The organism is Desulfitibacter alkalitolerans DSM 16504, assembly GCF_000620305.1.
Lineage (GTDB): Bacteria > Bacillota > DSM-16504 > Desulfitibacterales > Desulfitibacteraceae > Desulfitibacter > Desulfitibacter alkalitolerans.
This window is the reverse complement of record NZ_KK211100.1, coordinates 1,223,888-1,244,626: the sequence shown is the minus strand read 5'-3', so window position 1 is coordinate 1,244,626 and position 20,739 is coordinate 1,223,888. Positions and strand designations below refer to the sequence as shown.

22 protein-coding genes and 1 pseudogene are annotated in these 20,739 nt (G+C 37.4%); 16 read left to right on the top strand and 7 right to left on the bottom strand.

Going from position 1 to position 20,739, the window contains the following annotated elements; genetic code table 11:
• The 3 genes from K364_RS23860 to K364_RS0111665 form a co-directional block, all read left to right on the top strand.
• Window positions 1-656 (top strand): DNA-processing protein DprA (locus K364_RS23860; RefSeq protein WP_035269126.1); only part of this gene is annotated, 656 nt, incomplete at its 5' end.
• Between the two features lie 66 nt (window positions 657-722).
• Window positions 723-1,466: a class I SAM-dependent DNA methyltransferase gene (locus tag K364_RS0111670; protein WP_028308173.1), complete on the top strand. Its 744-nt coding sequence runs from the start codon at window positions 723-725 to the stop codon at window positions 1,464-1,466.
• A gap of 162 nt (window positions 1,467-1,628) precedes the next feature.
• Window positions 1,629-2,258, top strand: coding sequence for an S-layer homology domain-containing protein (locus tag K364_RS0111665; RefSeq protein WP_028308172.1), 630 nt, complete (start codon window positions 1,629-1,631; stop codon window positions 2,256-2,258).
• Between the two features lie 74 nt (window positions 2,259-2,332).
• On the opposite strand, the gene ade is transcribed toward K364_RS0111665, so the two are convergent.
• Entirely contained in the window at window positions 2,333-4,135 is a 1,803-nt protein-coding gene (gene ade, locus K364_RS0111660; protein WP_051534001.1) for an adenine deaminase, read from the bottom strand.
• A gap of 284 nt (window positions 4,136-4,419) precedes the next feature.
• Here ade and K364_RS25655 point away from each other — a divergent pair, with 284 nt between their 5' ends.
• Window positions 4,420-4,686: a hypothetical protein gene (locus tag K364_RS25655; RefSeq protein WP_051534000.1), complete on the top strand. Its 267-nt coding sequence runs from the start codon at window positions 4,420-4,422 to the stop codon at window positions 4,684-4,686.
• Window positions 4,687-4,697: 11 nt separating this feature from the next.
• On the opposite strand, the gene K364_RS0111645 is transcribed toward K364_RS25655, so the two are convergent.
• The 3 genes and pseudogenes from K364_RS0111645 to K364_RS0111635 form a co-directional block, all read right to left on the bottom strand.
• Window positions 4,698-5,084, bottom strand: a complete 387-nt coding sequence (locus K364_RS0111645) for a type II toxin-antitoxin system VapC family toxin (RefSeq protein WP_028308170.1) — start codon at window positions 5,082-5,084, stop codon at window positions 4,698-4,700.
• Window positions 5,081-5,320: a type II toxin-antitoxin system Phd/YefM family antitoxin gene (locus K364_RS0111640; protein ID WP_028308169.1), complete on the bottom strand. Its 240-nt coding sequence runs from the start codon at window positions 5,318-5,320 to the stop codon at window positions 5,081-5,083. The genes K364_RS0111645 and K364_RS0111640 overlap by 4 nt, the downstream gene beginning before the upstream one ends.
• A gap of 189 nt (window positions 5,321-5,509) precedes the next feature.
• Window positions 5,510-6,400 (bottom strand): annotated as a pseudogene (locus tag K364_RS0111635) (NAD(P)-dependent oxidoreductase); the annotation flags it as partial.
• Window positions 6,401-6,724: 324 nt separating this feature from the next.
• Here K364_RS0111635 and K364_RS0111630 point away from each other — a divergent pair.
• Window positions 6,725-7,804 carry a 6-phosphofructokinase gene (locus tag K364_RS0111630; RefSeq protein WP_028308167.1) on the top strand — a complete coding sequence of 360 codons (1,080 nt, stop codon included), beginning with the start codon at window positions 6,725-6,727 and terminating at the stop codon, window positions 7,802-7,804.
• Between the two features lie 11 nt (window positions 7,805-7,815).
• Here K364_RS0111630 and K364_RS23850 read toward each other — a convergent pair whose 3' ends face one another.
• Window positions 7,816-8,646 (bottom strand): histone deacetylase family protein, encoded by an 831-nt coding sequence (locus K364_RS23850; protein WP_051533999.1) that lies wholly within the window; start codon window positions 8,644-8,646, stop codon window positions 7,816-7,818.
• Window positions 8,647-8,685: 39 nt separating this feature from the next.
• Complete coding sequence (locus K364_RS0111620; RefSeq protein ID WP_051533998.1) at window positions 8,686-9,600, bottom strand: IS1595 family transposase; 915 nt, start codon at window positions 9,598-9,600, stop codon at window positions 8,686-8,688.
• Between the two features lie 124 nt (window positions 9,601-9,724).
• Here K364_RS0111620 and K364_RS27920 point away from each other — a divergent pair, with 124 nt between their 5' ends.
• Complete coding sequence (locus tag K364_RS27920) at window positions 9,725-9,883, top strand: nucleotidyltransferase domain-containing protein (RefSeq protein WP_207640846.1); 159 nt, start codon at window positions 9,725-9,727, stop codon at window positions 9,881-9,883.
• An 87-nt stretch (window positions 9,884-9,970) separates the two neighbouring features.
• Here the strand turns inward: K364_RS27920 and K364_RS0111615 are convergent, their stop codons facing one another.
• The gene (locus K364_RS0111615; protein WP_028308165.1) at window positions 9,971-10,726 is read right to left on the bottom strand and encodes a Uma2 family endonuclease; all 756 of its coding nucleotides are present in this window, start codon (window positions 10,724-10,726) and stop codon (window positions 9,971-9,973) included.
• A 521-nt stretch (window positions 10,727-11,247) separates the two neighbouring features.
• On the opposite strand from K364_RS0111615, the gene rfbB reads away from it, so the two are divergent.
• From rfbB to K364_RS25650, 10 genes are all read left to right on the top strand, one after another.
• Complete coding sequence (gene rfbB / locus K364_RS0111610; protein ID WP_028308164.1) at window positions 11,248-12,300, top strand: dTDP-glucose 4,6-dehydratase; 1,053 nt, start codon at window positions 11,248-11,250, stop codon at window positions 12,298-12,300.
• Window positions 12,301-12,319: 19 nt separating this feature from the next.
• Window positions 12,320-13,189, top strand: coding sequence for a glucose-1-phosphate thymidylyltransferase RfbA (gene rfbA, locus K364_RS0111605; protein ID WP_028308163.1), 870 nt, complete (start codon window positions 12,320-12,322; stop codon window positions 13,187-13,189).
• Window positions 13,190-13,204: 15 nt separating this feature from the next.
• On the top strand, window positions 13,205-13,690 hold the full coding sequence (locus K364_RS0111600) for a dTDP-4-dehydrorhamnose 3,5-epimerase family protein (RefSeq protein ID WP_028308162.1): 486 nt from the start codon (window positions 13,205-13,207) through the stop codon (window positions 13,688-13,690).
• 2 nt (window positions 13,691-13,692) lie between these two features.
• Complete coding sequence (gene rfbD / locus K364_RS0111595) at window positions 13,693-14,598, top strand: dTDP-4-dehydrorhamnose reductase (RefSeq protein ID WP_028308161.1); 906 nt, start codon at window positions 13,693-13,695, stop codon at window positions 14,596-14,598.
• A 32-nt stretch (window positions 14,599-14,630) separates the two neighbouring features.
• Window positions 14,631-15,761 (top strand): DegT/DnrJ/EryC1/StrS family aminotransferase, encoded by a 1,131-nt coding sequence (locus K364_RS0111590; RefSeq protein ID WP_028308160.1) that lies wholly within the window; start codon window positions 14,631-14,633, stop codon window positions 15,759-15,761.
• A gap of 15 nt (window positions 15,762-15,776) precedes the next feature.
• A complete protein-coding gene (locus K364_RS23845) occupies window positions 15,777-16,292 on the top strand; it encodes a GNAT family N-acetyltransferase (protein ID WP_051533997.1) in 516 nt (171 codons plus the stop codon).
• 5 nt (window positions 16,293-16,297) lie between these two features.
• Window positions 16,298-17,461 (top strand): glycosyltransferase family protein, encoded by a 1,164-nt coding sequence (locus K364_RS0111580; RefSeq protein ID WP_028308159.1) that lies wholly within the window; start codon window positions 16,298-16,300, stop codon window positions 17,459-17,461.
• 26 nt (window positions 17,462-17,487) lie between these two features.
• Window positions 17,488-18,267 carry an ABC transporter permease gene (locus K364_RS0111575; protein ID WP_035268592.1) on the top strand — a complete coding sequence of 260 codons (780 nt, stop codon included), beginning with the start codon at window positions 17,488-17,490 and terminating at the stop codon, window positions 18,265-18,267.
• A gap of 14 nt (window positions 18,268-18,281) precedes the next feature.
• Entirely contained in the window at window positions 18,282-19,013 is a 732-nt protein-coding gene (locus K364_RS0111570; protein ID WP_028308157.1) for an ABC transporter ATP-binding protein, read from the top strand.
• A gap of 73 nt (window positions 19,014-19,086) precedes the next feature.
• Complete coding sequence (locus tag K364_RS25650; protein ID WP_051533996.1) at window positions 19,087-20,733, top strand: methyltransferase domain-containing protein; 1,647 nt, start codon at window positions 19,087-19,089, stop codon at window positions 20,731-20,733.
• The last annotated feature ends 6 nt before the right edge of the window (window positions 20,734-20,739 follow it).

Below are 20,739 nucleotides of genomic sequence, written 5' to 3'. Positions count from 1 at the left end.
ATACAGCATGTTTGAAGGAAGGTGGGTATACCCTGGCCTTTCTAGGAAATGGAGTGGATATTTGCTATCCAAAGGAGCATCAAGGTCTAATGGAAGCAATAATAGAAAAGGGTGCTGTCGTATCCCAGTATCCACCAGGGACACCTGCCAGGAGAGCCAATTTCCCCATGAGGAACTACTTAATCAGTGCCTGGGCTCACAAAATATTGGTAGTGGAAGCCAGCCTTTATAGCGGCAGTTTAATCACCGCCCAGTGGGGAATGGAAAATAATAGGACAGTTTTGGCAGTCCCCAGTGGAATTTATCATAGTGAAGGTAAGGGCACAAACAGGTTAATCAAAAATGGTGCACAAATATATATAGAGCCATATCAGCTGGCATTGGATATACTAGATATAGTAGAATTTACCGAGCCAAATGACAAATTGAAACCAAAACACATGACGTTTAAAACCCACCTGGAAAACTCAGCAGATGAAATTGGAAATTCGTTAATAGAAGAGCAAATCCTAGAATTTTTAGGAAACATGACTTTGAATGAAGACCAGCTAGCACAGCCTTTTCAAAGAAATCTATCGAGTTTCCTAGAAGCCTTATCCATACTAGAATTAAAGGGGAAAATAAGGAGACGTCCTGGAGGAAAAATCTCCCGTTAACTTCCCAGTTCCTCCCAAAAGGGGTCAGTCCCCCAAGGAAGCACGGTTGAAAAGAGGTGAAAAGAGATGAGTTGGAAGGCTTATAATGATCTGGCTTGGACAGAGCATATTCTTGCCGCACCGGAAACCTATAAAGATGAGGCGATGATCTACGTAAAGTCCCTAGAAGGCCGCGTTTCTGGAAAGAAACCTACAATGCTGCATCTTGGCTGCGGCGCAGGAGGACATGATTTTCATTTCAAAAAATATTTTTCAGTTACAGGCGTTGACCTTAGCGATGGGATGCTCAGCATTGCGAGCGCGACAAATTCGGAAATCGTATATATAAAAGGTGACATGAGAAATGTTGAACTAGGCAAGAAATTCGATGTAGTTGCTATACCAGATTCCGTTATGTATATGCGTACCTTTGAGGACTTAACGGCCACCCTGAAGACTGCGAAAAAACACTTACAGCCTGACGGGGTTCTGTTGGTTGTCGCCCATATCAAGGAAGAATTCAAAAACAATAATTTTGCCTATAGCGGTGAAAAAGATGACATTCATATCACTGTATTCGAGAGTAATTTTATCTTATCTGACGGCACCTATGAAGCCACAATGATCTACCTGATCCGCCAGAATGGTGAGTTAAACATCCACCACGAGACTCACACACTAGGGTTGTTTACTTATGCGGAATGGGTGAAGGTCTTCAGCGAGTGCCAATTAAAAATGGATGTAATGAATTTGGATCATCTTTATGATCCCTATCTGCTTGAAGATGGCGAATATAAGCTTAAAATATTTTTAGGCACTTCAATTATTTAAGAATGGGCTGACTGCTTAAAAATGACGGTTATACTTGGTCGGAACCAAAAAACCTGACAGCTTTCCAGATCCTCCCAAAAGGGGTCAGTCCCCCATCAGGGAACAAACCTCCCGTTTCCTGCGTCTAATAAGATAACTACATGAAAGGGAGGCTGTTAATCTATGAAAAGTAAGTTACTGAAGGCTGTATTAGCAGGTGCAATTCTAATAGGAGGAACCACAATGGCTTTAGCTGGTGCAAATACTGATAAAGCTGCTTCTTATGAAGAGATTATACCCATATCTGCACCTGCTGCAGGAGAGGTGATACCTATTGCCATGGAGACAAGGTTCACCGACATAGAAAACCACTGGGCATATGAAAATATAACCCTTCTGGAAGCCAGGGGAGTATGGGGAGATTTAGAGGGAGAGTTTGAACCAAACAAGGCCGTTACTGGTGAAGAGCTTGTGAAATACCTGGACAAAATTTTTGAGTTTGATTATGAGCCAGATTTTGGTTTTAATACAGGAAAAGAAATAACAAGAATGGAAGCAGCAATAGCAGTAAACAAGTCCTTTGCATTTAAGAAACTATCAGTAGCAACCACCCTCATGTTCCCCGTATATGAAGATACCATGGATTTGACTTCAGAAGAAAGCAGTGCCTTGTCCTTTGTATTCAATGCCGGTATTATGAAGGGTCGAACCAGTGAAAACTTCTTTCCAGATGCTGCTCTTACAAGGGCAGAGTTAGCCACAGTGCTTAAAAGAACCCTGGATACCCTCCAGTATGCAGAGCCAATTGAATAAATAAGAAAATAAAAGTCTCCCATGGTATTCTCCTCCACGGGAGGCTTTTTGTCTGTCTATATTTATCCTTGTATTTATCCCTTTGCAAATAGGTCGATTATCTTGAAGTTTACCGTATCTATCAGGCCTCGATTTGTGAGCCTTAGCTCAGGCAGCACCGGCAGGCTTATTAAAGCCATGGTCATAAAGGGAGACACCAGCTGACAGCCCAGTTCCTTCCATGCATTATCCGTTTTTTCTACAAGGTCCTGGACTTCCTCTACAGGCCTTGGTGACATGAGCCCAGCAATGGGAAGGGGCAGCAAGGCCAGTATTTTTTCGTCTCTGACAGCTACCATTCCTCCACCGTGTTCTGCCAGGACATTGCCGGCATAGGCCATATCCCTGTCATTTGCACCCATTATCAAAAGGTTGTGGCTGTCATGGGCCACAGTGGAGGCAACTGCCCCGGCTTTGATACCAAAGCCTTTAACCAGGCCTATTCCACTGGTTCCATTAACACCATGGCGTTCCATGACCATTACCTTAAGGACATCATCAGCTAATTGGAGGATGCCATCTGCCACAGGTAATTCCATGATTCTGTGCTTTGTACCAACATGGGCTTCAATTATTTCCATTACATTTACCCTGGACATGCCTTCTTTAATGGGAGCTTTAATGATGAAATGTTTAGGCTCTAGCTTTTCCTTTAGATGAACTGATTGGGTGGCACTAGCTGGATAAGAGAAGGTTTCTAATTCTGTAATCAGCTGGTTATTTTCAGCTATAATCTTACCACCTGCCATGACTCTGGCAACACTTACATCAGCCAGGTCTTTGATAAACAGGATGTCAGCATATCTGCCGGGAGCAATGCTGCCCATGAACCTGTCTACTTCAAAACACTGTGCTGTATTAATTGTTACCATTTGAATTGCAGTAATGGGATTTACCCCTTCCTGGATTGCTCTTTTGACAACATGGTCCAAATGTCCCTGGTTTAAAAGGGTATGGGGATGTGTGTCATCTGATACAAGTACAGCATAACGGGTATCTATTTTGTTTTCTGTAATGGATTTTACAGTTGCTTTTACATCGTGCCAGGCAGATCCTTCTCTCATCTTGGTATACATTCCCAAACGCATCCTGACCAGGGCGTCTTCCATGGTTGTGCTTTCATGGCAGGAGGCAATGCCAGTTGCAGCGTAGGCCTGCAGCCCAATATCAAGATCCGGTATAGAATAGTGCCCTGTAATAACCTTGCCGCTTTTTAAGGTGGCGTCTAATTCTCCATGGGCACCTGCATCACCATATATTACCCCGGGGAAGTTCATCATTTCCCCCAAGCCTATGATTTCGTCCCATTCCATTGCCTCTGCTATTTCGTCCGGTCCAAATACTGCCCCGGCATCTTCAAGGCCTGGTGCTGCTGGAACACATGACGGCATGGTAGCATAGACTCGTAAGGGGAGTTTCCTGCCTTCTTCTATCATGAGCTTGACCCCATTCATTCCCAGTACATTGGCAATTTCATGGGGGTCCATGAAGACAGTAGTTGTTCCCCTGGGCAAAACAGCCCTGGCAAACTGGGTGACAGTGACCATGCTGCTTTCCACATGGACATGTCCGTCCAAAAATCCTGGTGTGAGGTAGTATCCCGAAGCATCAATTATTTGAGTATCATCACCCCTGGTATGTTCTGAATTGCCTACTAGAACAACCCTGCCTGCCTTAATTGCCACATCCTTGCCTTGCTCTATTTCTCCAGTATTAACATTGACAATCTTTGCCCCTGTAATAACAGCATCTGCCTTTTCCATGCCCATGGCAGCTGCTGCCAACACCTTTGTAAGCTGGGCTAGTTTCTTGCCTTCATTATGAACCTTACTCTGCATAACAACCCACCCCTTAACTATTTTTAAAAACAATTTCTTTGTTCGTAGTATATATCCTGCATATAAAGCTATACTTTCTATATTTAAATAAAGTTACTAAACTAAAATAGAAGCTGCAGCAATATAATGGGCTGGGAAGTAATAAAAATCAAGGGGACAGAGAGACAAGGGGACAGGTACGTTGATTTGACAGCCAGAAAGCTTGATGGCTTTCCAGTTCTTCCCAAAAGAGTCAAAAGGGGTCAGTCCCCCTAAATACCCCCTTCCCATTAGACCTGGTTTTTTTGCAGGAAACCTACTCAGTATTTCAAGCTAGAGCCATTTGTGGGGAGTGTATTTATTGTGTTTCTAAAGAGTATAAAGAAGAGTATGAAGATAGTATTCTTCGGCGGGCTGCTGATTTCAGGCCGTTTTTAGAGTTATATCTTGACGAATTGTTAGAGGAGGTAGGGGTAGATGCCTATAGATATGAAATTATCTCTAATAATCTGGATGACATTGAAAAATTTCAAGAAGAAATCTTGGCTTATTTAAAGCAAAATAGAGAATAAATATAGAATTTCTACCATATTGTCTTTACTTCATAGTTTGCAATTTGAGCATCCGCAGTTATCAAGGAGAGGTCTTCCAGCTGTGCCTGAGAAATAAGGAGACGATCGAAGGGATCGCGATGGTGGTCGGGTAGGGCATAAACATGTACTGCATGGCTCAGTTTGATAGGTAAAACTTCAAAATTATTAGCTGCCATCTGTTCGAATATAAACTGCTCAACATTGGCAGGCACTTTTAATTTGCCAAGTCGGGCTTTTATTGCTATTTCCAATCCGCTAGCTGCACTTAAAAAAATTTGGTTTTCCCCATTACTAATAATATTTCGAGCAGCAATGGATAATTGAGGATCATCTGTAATCCACCAAAGAAAAGCATGCGTATCTAAAAGCATCTTCATTCTTCAAACTCCTTTAGCATATCTTCTGGAAGAGGTGAGTTAAAATCTGGACTAATGAATATTTTACCTTTAGCGCTTCCCGGAAGTCTCTTGGAAGCTTTTTCCTTGATGGGGAGCAGCCGAGCTACGGGTTTCCCTGCTTTGGCAATAATAAATTCTTCACCATTAATGACACGTGCTACAAGCTTTGAAAAATGGGTTTTTGCTTCATGGACATTTATTTTCTTGTCAGTCATAAATACTCACCACCTTAATTATATTATAGACTAAGCTTGTAGACTAAGTCAAATGCAGCACAAAGGATTATATCCAAATTATTATTGTGCAGGTTAGCCCCAGCCGTAACAGGCATGATGGAATGGAAACGGTTGGAACCAGAAAGCCTGACGGCTTCCCAGTTCCTCCCAAAAGGGGTCAGTCCCCCATCACTTCTTTACCTCTACCCTTGCCCACTCCTCATAAAGCTTTACTATGGCACACACGTCCTCGTGTCCCAAACCTTTGTTTAGCAGTATGCGGAAAAATTCCTTTGTCATGGACAAGGCTGGTACTGGCACTTCATTTTCTGCTGCAAAAGCTGATATGAGGCTTAAATCCTTATACATCAAGTCATTTTTAAAGGTAGGTGTAAAGTCTCGATTATATATCTTGGGAAGCTTGTATTCAGCCATGCCGCTGCCTGCTCCACCACCTTGTATAACCTTCATAAATGTTTCTGGATTTATGCCTGCTTTTGCTGCCATGGTAACTCCCTCAGCAAGAGCAAGCATATTGACTACAGCAATAAGATTATTTGCCAGCTTTGCAGTTGAACCTGTTCCATGATCCCCCACATGTACAGCCTTTTGTCCCATGACCTCAAACAAAGGGAAGCACTTATCAAAGATTTCTTTGTTCCCGCCAACCATGAAGGTCAATACACCCTTAACGGCATGGGGTTCACTGCCTGTAACAGGAGCGTCTAAAAACTCCATGCCTTTATGAGCCAGGACTTGAGCCAGTTTTTTTGACGTGGCGGGATTGATGGTGGTGCAGTCTACAACTATCAATCCTGAAGCTGCTCCTTCTATGACGCCATCCCTGCCCAGGACAATCTCTTCTACAGCCTTGTCTGCGGAAAGCATTGTAAAAACCACCTCACTTCTGGCAGCTGCTTCGGCAGGAGTATCAGCTGCTGTAACCAGCTCACCTTCTAACAGTTTCACCCTGTCCATTGAACGATTATACACTATAAGTTCATAACCTGCTTTTAAAAGATTGTTTGCCATTGGCAGGCCCATGGTCCCTAGACCAATAAAACCTATTTTTTTCATAGTGACCTCCCCATGTAATTTATTTTATTCACATAAATTATACCATATGGCCTCAATCAATAAACTCCTTAAGCATCAAAAGGCTTGCCATTATAAGTTGAAGCCGTAAAAAATAGCTGTTAATACTATAATGCAGCATAGTTTTTGAAATTCTTCCCTTTTGAAGTTATTTCATAGAACTATAGCCGCAAGAGTGGTAAAATGTAGCTAATTATTAATCCATGCTGCTGCAAGAAGCCCAAATACTATTTTACTAGCAAAAAATAGGCTTTAGGGTTTAAAGCAAGTAAAGGTGTAAAGCAAGTAAAAAAAGAAAGGGGTCTTACAATGCGTATAGGAGTCTTAACAGGTGGAGGGGATTGTCCCGGATTAAATGCAGTTATTAGAGCCATTACACGCTCGGGTATTGGTCGAGGCCATGAAATATTTGGTTTTAAAGATGGTTTTAAAGGCCTTATTGAAAACCGATATATTGTTTTAAACCATGAGAGTGTATCAGGAATACTATCCAGGGGTGGTACCATCCTGGGCACAACCAACAGGGACAACCCTTTTAAATTCAAGCAGATTGTTGACGGCAAAGAGGTTTATCTAGACATGTCAGGGACAATGAATGAAAACTATCATGCTTTAAAGCTTGACTGTCTGGTTGTCATTGGAGGGGATGGCTCCATGAGGCTTGCCAACCAGATATCTGCCAGTACTGATATTAAGGTGATAGGGGTACCCAAGACAATAGACAATGACATTGTAGGAACGGAAATGACCTTCGGCTTTAACAGTGCAGTTGATATTGCAACAGATGCCCTGGACAGGCTCCATACCACAGCAGAATCTCACCACAGGGTCATGATATTAGAAGTAATGGGCAGGGATGCCGGCTGGATAGCCCTCCATGGGGGTGCTGCCGGCGGGGCAGATATCATACTCATACCAGAGATTCCCTATAATCTTGAATCCATCAACAAAACCATACAGGAAAGGATAGCAAGGGGCAAAAGCTTTAGCTTGATCATAGTTTCTGAAGGAATTAAAACCCTCTCTGGCGAGCAGATTGTCAGGGAAGGAATAGGCATGGATATTTTCAACGTTCCAAGACTTGGCGGTGTCAGCAGCTGGCTGGCCAGGGTTATTGAAGAATACACTGGGATAGAATCCAGGGCTACAATTCTAGGTCACCTGCAGAGGGGAGGTTCTCCCAACAGCTTTGACAGGGTCTTTGCCACCCAGCTGGGAGCCAGGGCAGCAGAGCTAGCTGCTAAAGGCAGATTTGGTGAAATGGTGGTGCTTAGAGAAAATAAGATTACCAGCATCCCTTTAGAACAAGTCAAGGGGGTCCGCCTGGTACCTATAGATGACCCATTAGTCAAGACATGCAGAGAGATAGGCCTGTCCTTTGGGGATTGACATTAAAGTGTTTATATTTTGCCAGATTTAAAGCCTCTAATAAAAGCTAGAATATTATGCTTTAAATCATTTACTGCATAGCCTCCTTCCAAAACAGCAAAGGTGGGCAGATTAAGTCTGGTCAGCATACTTCCAATCTTCTCATAGGCAGAAGTAGTCAATCCTAGAGAGGCTAAAGGATCTCTCTCGTGACCATCAAACCCTGCCGAAATGGCAAGCTGTTCAAAATTTTCGTCAGACACATAATCCAGGGCCTCAGCAAGGGTTTTAATATATGTTTTATCACCACAGCGTCTTGCCAATGGAAAATTTAGTATATTTAAAAGCGAATAATTTCCGCTGCCTGGAAATATCCCTGCGTGGTGCAGGGATATAAAAACAACTTGTTTATCGCCATAAAAAATATCTTCTGTACCATTGCCATGGTGTGCATCAATATCAACAATAAGTGTTTTCAAACCTGACTTTTTTACAGCTACAGCTAGATTGTTAAAATAGCAAAATCCTCCCAAAAAGTTTTTGCCTGCATGGTGTCCGGGTGGGCGCATTAGACTGAATCCTTGTACCTCCTGGGCCTTAATTGCACCGCCTGCAGAAAGGGCAGCATAATAGTATAGATTCTCGTAATTTGGACTATTTATGTCATAAAACTTGCCGCTTTTTATTATTTTTACTAGTCTGGCATCATGTACAAGTAAAAGATCCTTTTCATTTGCTAGTTCCGGGGTTAGGATATTAAACTTGTCAAATAAAAACTCGTAAGCAGCTTTAATCCTTTCAGGACTTTCTGGGTGCCCTTTAGCTTTATACCTAAGACAGTCTTCAGTGAAAATCAGGTCCATTTCCAACCACCTTTAGTTGTTTTTTAAAAAATTAAATGATTATCCAACTAGCTCAGGATAAGTAATCGTTGAAACAGAAACGCAGGCTTTTACCAATCTATTAAATAATTCACCTTTAAACATTCTTCTATTAAAGCGATAACAAAATTCGTTTAAGTAGGCCTGCAAATGCTTTGTTCCTAGTCCATGGTAGGTACCTGCTACAAAAGCTTTTGCGTTTGAAATAATAGTATGAAGCCACTTAAGATGCTCGGAATCTTCTTTTGGGTTAAATATCTTTGGTTTATGCTCATATTTAGGATCAGCAGCTAGTACGTTATATGAACGATACTTATCACTGGAAATAACAGAACCTTCTTCAATAGTTCTTTGAGCAAAATCACTAATTGTAGTTCCTCTTAAGTCAGGAATTATTTCCATCTTGACATATAGTGGCTGCCCTATTGAGTTTAATGATAGGCCTACTAATACTTGAGTTTGTTCTGTACCTCTACCACGTTTACCACCTTTAGTAGGAGAACCAAAATAAGCATCATCAAGCTCAACAATACCGGCTAAAGTATAATTTGTATCACGTTCACCCATAGCCTTTCTGATTTTATGAAGCATTGTCCAGGCGGTTTGATAGCAGATACCTAACTGGTTTGAAAGGAAAGTAGCAGAGTTTCCACGCTTGTCATGAGCAACTAAAAATATTGCCAAAAACCAGATACGTAAGTCTGTTCTAGTTTTTTCAAAGATTGTTCCAGCAGTAACAGTAGTTTGATGTTTACAATCAACACATTCATACAAAGGAAACTTTCGGGTTTTAATCTTGTAAGCTTGTGAATGCCCGCATCTTGGGCACTTAAATCCATCAGACCACTTCATCTGGTATAAATGATTATAACAAGCTTCTTCTGAACTAAATATTGTTTGAAATTGCATTAAATTTATTGAGTTTTGTTTTGCCACGACAACCACTCCCGAACTGTTGTTTGTATTAATTATAGCAAACACTAGTTCGAGGGGCAAGGTTTTCCTGAGCAAAATTGATAGTCATTAAAAATTATATAATGAAAAAAATATTGAGACAATATTGGCGGAATTAAGTTCAATTTTGAGAAAAAACCTTGGCAACAACATAAAGATATTCCTATATGGTTCATATGCAAGAAATGATCAAAGTCCTGACTCTGATATAGATATTCTTGTAATTGTTGATAGCTTAACTAAAGAACAAAGAAATAATTTATAAAAGAAATAATTGCAAAAACTTTACTTGCCTATGAAGGTAGTTTAAGTAGTATAATTAATAGATCTTATTACGCTATGTTTTATGCGATTAATTTTCCCACAGGGGCCCCAGCTTAATGGTTAACCCTGGAAAATCTGGATGCTCTAAAACATCCTCTTCCAAGGCTGCAGCAATCAAGGCATAGAGGCCGTCTTTTAGGGCAAAGCACTCCATGGTTTTTTCTTCAGGATCTACAAGCCAGTAATATCTGACCCCGGCCTTCTGGTAGATACGCATTTTTATAAGCCTGTCCTTGCGGCTGGTTGATGGAGAAAGGATTTCCACAACCAGGGTGGGCGGGCCGTCAACTCTGGTGTCTTTAATAATGTCTTTTTGCTCCCCAGAAACATAAAACAGGTCAGGCTGAACCACAGTAATTTCTTTAAAAGTCGTATCAAGGGGAGCATCAAATACTTCCCCCTGGGGATCATGCTCCCAGAAGTAATCTTCCAGGATACGCTGGAGCCTGCGGGAGACCCTCTGGTGCATGACATTAGGTGACGGTTCTTTAACCAGCATACCCTCAAGTATTTCAAAACGGTAACCCGGCTCCTCCGGCAGTTCTAAATAGTCCTGGTAGGTGTATTTTTTTGACGTATCAGTTAGATACTGAGCCTTTTCCTCCTGCACAACCTGCCCCTCAAGCTTACTAATCACTTCCTCCAGATTATAGCGGTATTGTCTGGCCCCCAATTCAATATAGGGGATTTTCTTTTCCCTGGTGTACCTCCAGATTGTTTCCGCAGAAAGGTTTAAAGCTTCAGCTAGCTCTTTAGCAGTCATCAGCTCATTGCCTTTTAACATATACTATCACCCCGATAATAATTATACAACTATTATCAACTAAAATCAACTGATAATAACTAACTACATTATATCATTTCAAATCAAACAAGAACATCCCCCCTGCAGATTACCTGAATCCTAAGTTGACCTTTTTTCTTAACAAAGTATTTGTTAAGTAGTTTTTGCTTGGAACTACTAAGACATTGGATATAATGGGAAAAACTGTTGGTTAAATTTTTTGTTTTTTAGCAGGAATTCATTTAATAATATAGAAGATTAAATAAGAACAGACATTAAATGACAAATAGTCTGTAATTTTTTACGCTATCAGAAAGTATATCTTTAAAATGTAGATAGTATAAGTGCCCCAAAGGGGCTGGTATTTCTACGCATTAAAAATGCTAGAACTATTGGTGCAACTAAGGCTTTCGCTGGCGCCAAAAGTCTTGGCGAAAGCCAAGTTTTCTTTATGATTTGAGATGCCTGGGGTATCATGGTGTGTTACGATTCTAGCTTGCTTTTGAGAAGGGGGAGATTTTTTGAGGATTCTAGTAACTGGTGGTGCTGGATTTATAGGATCCAACTTTCTGAATTTGTTAGTACCAAAATATCCGGAATACAGCTTTATAAATCTTGATAAGCTTACATATGCAGCTAATCTTTCAAATCTAAAAGACATAGAAGATATGTCTAACTATACCTTCATCAAGTGCGATATTGCTGACTATAATCAGGTTATAGATGTATTTGAAAAATATGCACCTGATATAATTGTTCATTTTGCAGCTGAAAGCCATGTTGATAGGAGTATATTAGGACCGGCAGAATTTATACATACGAATATAGTGGGCACGTTTAACCTGTTAGAGGCGTGCAGAAAGAGCTGGATTAATAAAAATGGTAAGATTTTTCATCATGTAAGTACAGATGAGGTATATGGCTCATTAGGGGAAACAGGCTTATTTACAGAAGAAACAAATTATGATCCCAGCAGCCCATATTCAGCTTCAAAGGCTTCTAGTGACCATCTGGCAAGGGCGTATTTTCGTACATATGGACTTCCAATAAAGATAACAAATTGCTCAAATAACTATGGCCCATATCAGTTCCCAGAAAAATTAATACCAGTAATGATATTAAATGCTCTAGAAGGTAAACCTCTGCCCATATATGGTACAGGGGAAAATGTACGGGATTGGCTCTATGTTACAGATCATTGCGAAGCTATTTGGAAGGTTATTCAAGAGGGTAAGCTTGGCGAAACCTACAATATTGGTGGAAATAATGAATGGACAAACATAGACATAGTTCATAAGATATGTGAGGTTCTGGCTGGAGAAGCAGGTAAAAGCCCTGAGGATTTTAAAAGCTTAATTACCTTTGTTAAGGACAGACCAGGACATGATCTCAGATATGCCATTGATTCTTCAAAAATTCAAAGAGAACTAAATTGGTATCCCAAGGAAACCTTTGAAACAGGTTTAAAGAAAACCATAAGATGGTACTTGGATAATAGTAATTGGATAGAAAACATTAAAACCGGTGAATACAAAAAATGGATGGATTTAAATTACACTGATAGGGTCGGTTAAAAAGGAGCTGGTAATAAAAATGAAGGGTATTATTTTAGCGGGTGGCTCAGGCTCTAGATTAAAACCTTGTACAATTGCTATAACCAAGCAGTTGCTGCCAGTTTATGACAAGCCTATGATATATTATCCGCTGTCAACTCTTATGTTTGCAGGAATTAAGGATGTATTAATTATATCTACTCCAGAAGACACACCAAAATATAAAGAGGTTTTGGGTGATGGCAGCAGATTGGGTATGAATTTTTCCTACGAAGTTCAGGAAAAGCCTGAAGGAATAGCTCAAGCCTTTATTATTGGAGAAAAATTTATAGGTAACGATAATGTCTGTCTTATACTAGGGGACAATGTCTTTTATGGGCATGGTCTTACCAACACCCTAAGAAAAGCTGGGGATTTAAATGATGGTGCCATTGTTTTTGGTTACTGGGTAAAGGACCCTGAGAGATATGGTGTTGTAGACTTTGATGAAGCTGGCAAGGTATTAAGCATCGAGGAAAAACCCAGGAATCCAAAATCTAATTATGCAGTTCCAGGCCTGTACTTTTATGATAACCAGGTAGTAGAAATTTCTAAAAACTTAAAGCCATCAGCTAGAGGCGAACTTGAAATAACTGATGTCAACATTGAATATCTTAAAAAAGGCAAATTAAGTGTTGAGCTATTGGGCAGGGGGACTGCCTGGCTGGATACGGGAACACCTGAAAGCTTACTGGATGCTGCAAACTTCATTGCAACTATAGAAAAAAGACAAGGACTAAAAATAGCATGTATTGAAGAAATAGCATATCGGATGGGCTTTATTGATAAGAGCCAGTTGAAAGCTATTATTAGCAGCATGTGTAACTGCTATTACAAAGACTATTTAATCAATTTGTTTAAGGTATCTTAACTAAGGAGAAGCATAATGGCAAATTGGAAAAAGGATAAAATTAGCGGAGTTATAATACAAAAGCTAGTTAAACATGTAGATGAAAGAGGCTATTTAACAGAAACCATGAGGGTGGATGAATTACCTGAAGGTTTGAATCCTATTATGAGTTATGTTTCATATACAGAACCAGGTGTTAGCAGGGGGCCCCATGAGCATGTTGAGCAAACTGATATCTTCTCTTTTATAGGCCCTGGCAATTTTAAAATAAAGCTCTGGGATAACAGAGAGAAAAGTGATACATATGGAAACTATATGCTGCTTTATGGAGGAGAAGATAATCCAATTACAGTAATAATTCCCCCTGGGATTATCCATGGTTATAAGAATGTATCTAAAACCGCCAGGGGTATGGTGATAAATTATCCCGATAAGCTTTTCATGGGCTGGGGAAAGAAAGATGCAGTTGATGAAATACGCCATGAGGATGAAGCTAACAGCCCCTTCAGTATGGAGGACTAACCATGAGGATATTATTGTTAGGTAAAAATGGGCAGATTGGCTGGGAGCTTCAGAGAACCATGGCTACTCTGGGTGAAATAACTGCCTGGGATATTGAAGATCTAGATCTTACAGATGAAAAGGCAATTCGTACTGGAGTAAGAAAGGTCCAGCCTCAGCTTATTGTTAATGCTGCTGCCTATACTGCTGTGGATAAAGCTGAGGAAGAGCCTGAGCTAGCCATGGCAATAAACGGTATAGCACCAGGCATTCTTGCTGAAGAAGCAAAGAAAATCGGAGCAGGTATAATACACTATTCAACTGACTATGTATTTGATGGAACAAAAAACAGTCCATATACAGAAGAAGATGAACCAAACCCTATAAATGTCTATGGAAAAACCAAGCTTGAGGGTGAAAGAAACATCCAAAATAGCGGAGCTCCTTATTTTATCTTTCGGACAAGCTGGGCCTATGGTATAAGAGGAAAAAATTTTTTTTTAAAAATACTAGATCTTATAAAAGATAAAGAGTTTTTTAACGTCGTAGATGATCAAATAGGCTCACCTACCTGGAGTAGAATGATAGCTGAGGCTACTGCACAAATAGTATTACAGTGCAATCAGGGTCTTTTAAATTCATTTGATAAACATAAGGGTATCTACAATATGACTGCTGATGGGTATACAAGCTGGTATGGTTTTGCAAATATAATAGTAAAAAAATACTGTTTGATACATTCCAATAGATTTGTAAAAATAAACCATATTAAAAGTGAAGATTATCCATCAAATGTTGCCAGGCCAAAAAACTCTATCTTGTCTAATACTAAACTTTTTAATGTTTTTGGAATCAGCTTACCGCATTGGGAAAAACAATTAGAATTGGTCTTTGCGGAATTAATTATAACGAACAAAATCGTTAAATAAATAAATGAATTGTTTTTTAAGGAGAGAAAAACATGGGATTACAGCTTTTTGTGCCTACTTTTAGGGTTGATGAGTGTTTGCAAGAAATTAAAGAGTGCTTGGAAAAAGGTTGGACTGGATTAGGTTTTAAAACTGTTCAATTTGAAGAGGAATGGAAAAAATATACAGGATTGCCAAATGCCCATTTTTTAAATTCTGCAACTGCTGGGTTGCATATTGCAATTAAAGTTCTTAAAATGAAAAACGGGTGGGGAGATTTGGATGAGATAATATCTACTCCTTTAACCTTTATATCAACTAATCATGCTATATCTTATGAAAATTTGAAAGTTGTTTTTGCTGACATAGACAATAGTTTATGTATTTCTCCAGAGGATATAGAAAAGAAAATTACAGACAAAACTAAGGCAGTTTTATATGTGGGAATAGGTGGAAACACAGGTGAGTATACAAGAGTAGTTGAGCTGTGCAAGAAGCATGGTTTAAAACTTATATTAGATGCTGCTCATATGGCTGGAACACGGTTAAATGGGGAAATCCCAGGTAAAGAAGCTGATGTAGTAGTGTATTCTTTTCAAGCAGTAAAAAACTTACCAACAGCAGATTCTGGAATGATATGTTTTAAAGATTTTGAGAATGATGAGCTTTGTCGAAAGCTAACCTGGTTGGGTATAAATAAAGATACATACAGCAGGACTAGTTCTAAAGGAGCTTATAAATGGAAGTACGATGTAGAACACCTAGGATATAAGTATCATGGAAATTCAATTATGGCTGCAATAGGGCTTGTGCAATTAAAATATTTAGATCAAGATAATTCATATCGTAGGCAATTATCTGTCTGGTATGACAAAAACTTTGCAAATTGGAGCAATAAAATAAAACCGGTTATGGTATCTGAAGGCTGTGAATCTTCAAGACACTTATATATAATTGAGGTTAACAATAGAGACGAGTTATTATTAGCATTAAATGAAAGTGAAATCTACCCTGGAGTACACTATAGAGATAATACTGAGTATGAGATGTATCTATATGCTAATGGAACTTGTCCTCGGACCCATTATTTAAGTGGCAGAATTCTTTCTCTGCCTTTACATCTGCAAATGACTAAAAAAGACGTAGATTATATTAGTGATAAGATTATTAATTACAGTAAATAAATGAAGGTGAAGGTATTGAAAAAAAAATATCTTATTAAAGATGAAAACTTAATTCTACGTACAATTAATAGAGATGACTTGGAGTTCTTGCGAAAATGGAGAAACTGTGAAGATAATAGAAAATGGTTTATCAATAAAGGTCTTATATCTGTAAAACAGCAATTGGAATGGTATGAAAGCTATCTAAAAAGAACTAATGATTTAGTTTTTATAATTGAGGATGTTAAGAATAACAATTGTTCTATTGGTACAGCTTCTTTATATAACATTGATACTGCTAACTTATCAGCTGAATTTGGAAGGCTGATTATTGGTAATGATAGTTATAAAGGAAAGGGTTATGCTAAAAGGGCTACAGAGCTATTGTGTGACTTTGCCTTTAAAGAACTGAAGTTATTTACGGTTTACTTAGAGGTCTTGTCAAATAACGAGAGGGCTATTAACCTTTATAAAAGAATTGGTTTTAGAAAAGAGTCAATTGCTGATAAACAGAGCATAAGTGTTCTCAAAATGGTTATAGAGAATAGGTAACAGACATGAGAAAAACAAGGGTATTAGCGTTATGTTTAAGTACAATTCCATCTGCTACAGTGGGGGTCATTAAACCTCTTCAGGAAATAGAAAAAAGGGGTTTATTAGAGTTTAGGTTCAAAGAGAGCTTAAAAGTAAATAAAAGTGATATTGTATTTGCTGACGTTGTAATTTTTATTAGAGGCTCTGAAGATTTAGAACTCGACTTAGCAAAAGAGTGTAGAAAGCTCCATAAGTATAATATATATTTCCTTGATGATGATTTGCCAAATATAACTGAAACATCAAATAGTTATATTTATTACAGTAATAAAGTAGTTCAAAATAATATTTTGTCTATTATGAAACAATGTGATGGACTATGGACAACTAATCTACTATTGTTGGATAAATATAAATGTTTTTTTCAAAAAGCATCAAAATTAGATGCACCGGCATTACTAGCAGATATGGATATAAATATTGATAAAATACAAGACAAAATTAAAATAGGATTTGCTGGAGGTTTGGATCATAAATACTTTATCGACACTTTTTTAGAAGCACCTATTAAAGATATTTATGATAGATTTTCAGATAGAATTGAATTTCAGTTTTTTGGAGTAAAACCTAGTTTTCATGTTGATTATCCAGTGATTTATCTACCGTATGAAACATTACATGATAAATATTCAGAGAGGATGCATTCATTAAAATGGGATATTGGGCTAGCTCCTTTACCACAAACAGATTTTCATGCATGTAAATATTTTAATAAGTTCTTAGAATATGGAGCTCTAGGAATAGCCGGAGTGTATTCTAATGTTGAACCCTATAAAAGAATTGTAGTAAATAATATAAATGGAATGTTGACAGATAACGATAAACATCAATGGATTAATGCTATTTCATATTTAATTCAGAATCCTAATCATTTGCTAAGAATAAAGAATAATGTGTTAAAACAGGTTAGAGAACAATTTAACCTAACTACGATATCTAATGATGTTTGCAGAGCATTCCCTGAACTAACTGAATATAAGGCTCCTAGCATTTTGGAACAGGATGTATGTATTTCATGTTGTAATAAAAACTATTGGGCTTATAAATTGATAAATTTAATTAAAAGAGAAGGATTGAATTCCGCCAAAGTTTTATTGCAAAAAATCTTGGAAAAAGCACGGCACTAATATTATCACGGAGAGGCTGGAAACTCTTGAGATATTTTAAAAATATATATAATGGTAGATACATACTGTTTAGTTTGGTGAGTAGAGACCTTAAAAATAGATATCGTGGTACTATACTTGGTATAGCTTGGTCATTAGTTACCCCATTAGGTTTGGTAGCAATAATTGGAACTGTTTTCTCTTTATTATGGGGCATATCAATGAAAGTCTTTGTACCTTATTTGTTTTCAGGATTAATCCCATGGTTGTATATTTCAGCATGTGCACAAGGAGGAACAACTTCATTTATTTCTGCGCAAGGTTATATTAAGCAGACACAGACACCAATTGAGATTTTTCCAATTAGGACAGCACTTGTGGAATTTACAAATCTGTTATTTGGTTTGGGTGCATTTTTTATTGTATATTTATTTATAAGCCCAGAGAATTTTAATTATTTTATGCTTATGGTAGTTCCTGCCCTTATTATATGGTTAGTATTTGGTATTTCTTTAGCAACATTGGCAGCATTAATTAATACACATATACGGGATTATGCCCCACTTCAAGGACTGATAATACAAGGTTTTTTTTATGTAACCCCAATTGTATGGAAACCTGACATTCTTGCTGAAAAAAACTATGGCATTATATATCAACTTAATCCGATTTACTATATGTTAGAGATTATTAGAAGACCATTGCTAGGTGAAATGGTTACAGACTTTCATGTATGGACGATTGCACTAGGAATTACCTTGTTACTTGCGTGTGCATCTGTGTTATTTACTATAAGAATCGGCAGAAAAATTACTTTTAAATTATAGGTTATAGGTGAACAATGAGTATAATACAACTAATTAACTTAAACTTAATGTATGATATTAATAATGAGAAAAGGTTTAAGGATATATTTGTTCCAAACAAGAGCTTAAAAAACCACTTGAGTAGACCTCAACGTATTCATGCACTTAGAGATATTAGCCTTAGTATTAAAGATGGTGATAAGCTAGGTATTATTGGATACAATGGAGCAGGAAAAAGTTCACTTCTCAAAGTAATAGCTGGTATATATCCCCCTACATCGGGAGAGTTATATGTTGAAGGTAGAATAGCCAGCTTGTTTGAACTAGCAACTGGATTTGAAATGGAAGCAAATGGATGGGATAATATATATTTAAGGGGATTAATGTTAGGTGAAACACCTAAAAGTATTAAAGCTAAAATGTCAGAGATTGCTAAATTTAGCGAATTAGGAGACCATTTAAATGTTCCTGTTAAATACTATTCTTCTGGTATGTTTATGAGGCTTGCTTTTTCCATTTCTACTGCTATAGAGCCAGATATTCTTTTACTAGATGAAGTAGTAGGTGCAGGTGATGCAAGGTTTTTAGACAAAGCAAAACAAAGAATTAATAGTCTAATGGATAGGGTAAAAATTTTAGTATTTGTAACCCATAGTATGACTTCTTTGAAAGATTTTTGTAATAAATGTATATGGCTAGATGCTGGAAGCATTAAAATGAGCGGAACCCCTGAAGAGGTATCTAAATGTTATTTTGTTTATAAATAGGAGAGATGAAGTCTGAAAGAATTCTTGCATTACATTTTGTGCCTTGAGCGAAGCGAAAGGAATGGTTATATATATGAAAATTGACTTGGGTTCTGGAAAAAGAAGACAACCAGGTTATATAGGAATCGACAGAATAGATATTCCAGGGGTAGATATTGTAGCAGATATTAACAAAGGCATTCCTTTAGAAAATGATGTTGTAGATTACGTTATAGCTTCCCATTCTTTAGAGCATGTTGATGATTTAATGAAAACAATGGAAGAAATATATAGAGTATGCAAGCATATGGCCATTGTCTGTATAGTGGCACCTTATTTTAATACATCGTTAAATATGGCTAATCCTTACCACAAACAAGCATTTAATGAACATACTCCAAGGTTTTTTACTTCAAATAACAACTATCTAATACCAAAAGAGGACTATAAATTTCCTAGCTCTGCTAGTTGGGGTCTGGGAGAGAGTGATAACAGTAATTTAAAAATAGACTTTAGATGCCTATCTATTGAATACTTTTATTTTCCAGAATATAGAATGTTGTCGGAAATTGAAAAAAGTGAGCTTCGTAGAAGTAGAATTAATGTTGTTGATGAAATAATGTATCACCTCTTAGTAATTAAAAGGCCTACATCAGTTGAAGAAATTGAAAAAATGAAACTTTTTCTCAAGCTAGAGGAACCAAATCATGTAACAATAAGAAGATATGTTGAAAAGTATCAGGATTTAATGTCTTTATATGAAAAGGACAAAACAAGCTGGCAAAATGAATTAATGGCAGTGAAAAAAGAATTAACAGATTATAGACTAATTTTTCAGGAGAAAATTGTAAAGGAAATGCAACATAATGATAAGGAGACCAAAAGTGATTTAAGGAAAGAATTAAGAAATAAAGAAGAAGACATACAAAAATTAAAAGAAGAATTAAAAAAATATAAAGATGAAAAAGAAAAAATGTCCATTCAATTTAAGCACAACTTAGAAAGTTTACTTACGGAAAAAGAAACAGAGGTTTCAAAAAAAATTCAAGAAAAGAATGAGATTTATAGACAAAAGGAACAACTTGAAAAAGAATATATTCATGTGCAGAATAGTTTATCGAATAATACTAAAATGTTAAAAAAGGTTATATTGCAAAAAAACATTATAATTGAGGAACTTCTACATGAAAATAATTTATTAAAAAAGACCAAAGCATATAGATTAATGAATGTATTAAGATATTTAATCAAAAAAGAAAGCAGAGATCTTACACAACTAATAAATAAAGATTGTAAACCTCTACTTGACTCCAGTATACTTAGCAACACAAAGTCACTAAACAGATATATTCTAGGTTTTTCATCACCGATTACTACTGATGAAATCTTATATTATAATGTCTATTGTGAAAGAGATGGTTGGAATAAAGTTGAAGTAGCATTAAGTTGTATTAACGATAGTATCCAGGGAGTTGTTTTAGGTTTCGAAGTATTATCTGCTGATGGTAAATCAATTCTTAGAACAGTCTTCTTAAAAACTGAAAACATTAAACACAATAATGTTTCAGTAATCAACTTCGAACCTATCAAGCAATCTAATAACAATAGTTTTATAGTAAGATTTGTTGGCTTAAAGAACATAGAAAAAGCTGGAGTAAGCATATATGAATGGCAAAAACTTAATATGTTTGGAGTGAAAAGGGATGTGCAGTTTTTTGGGAAACTTTCTTATGCTTTGTAATATTGT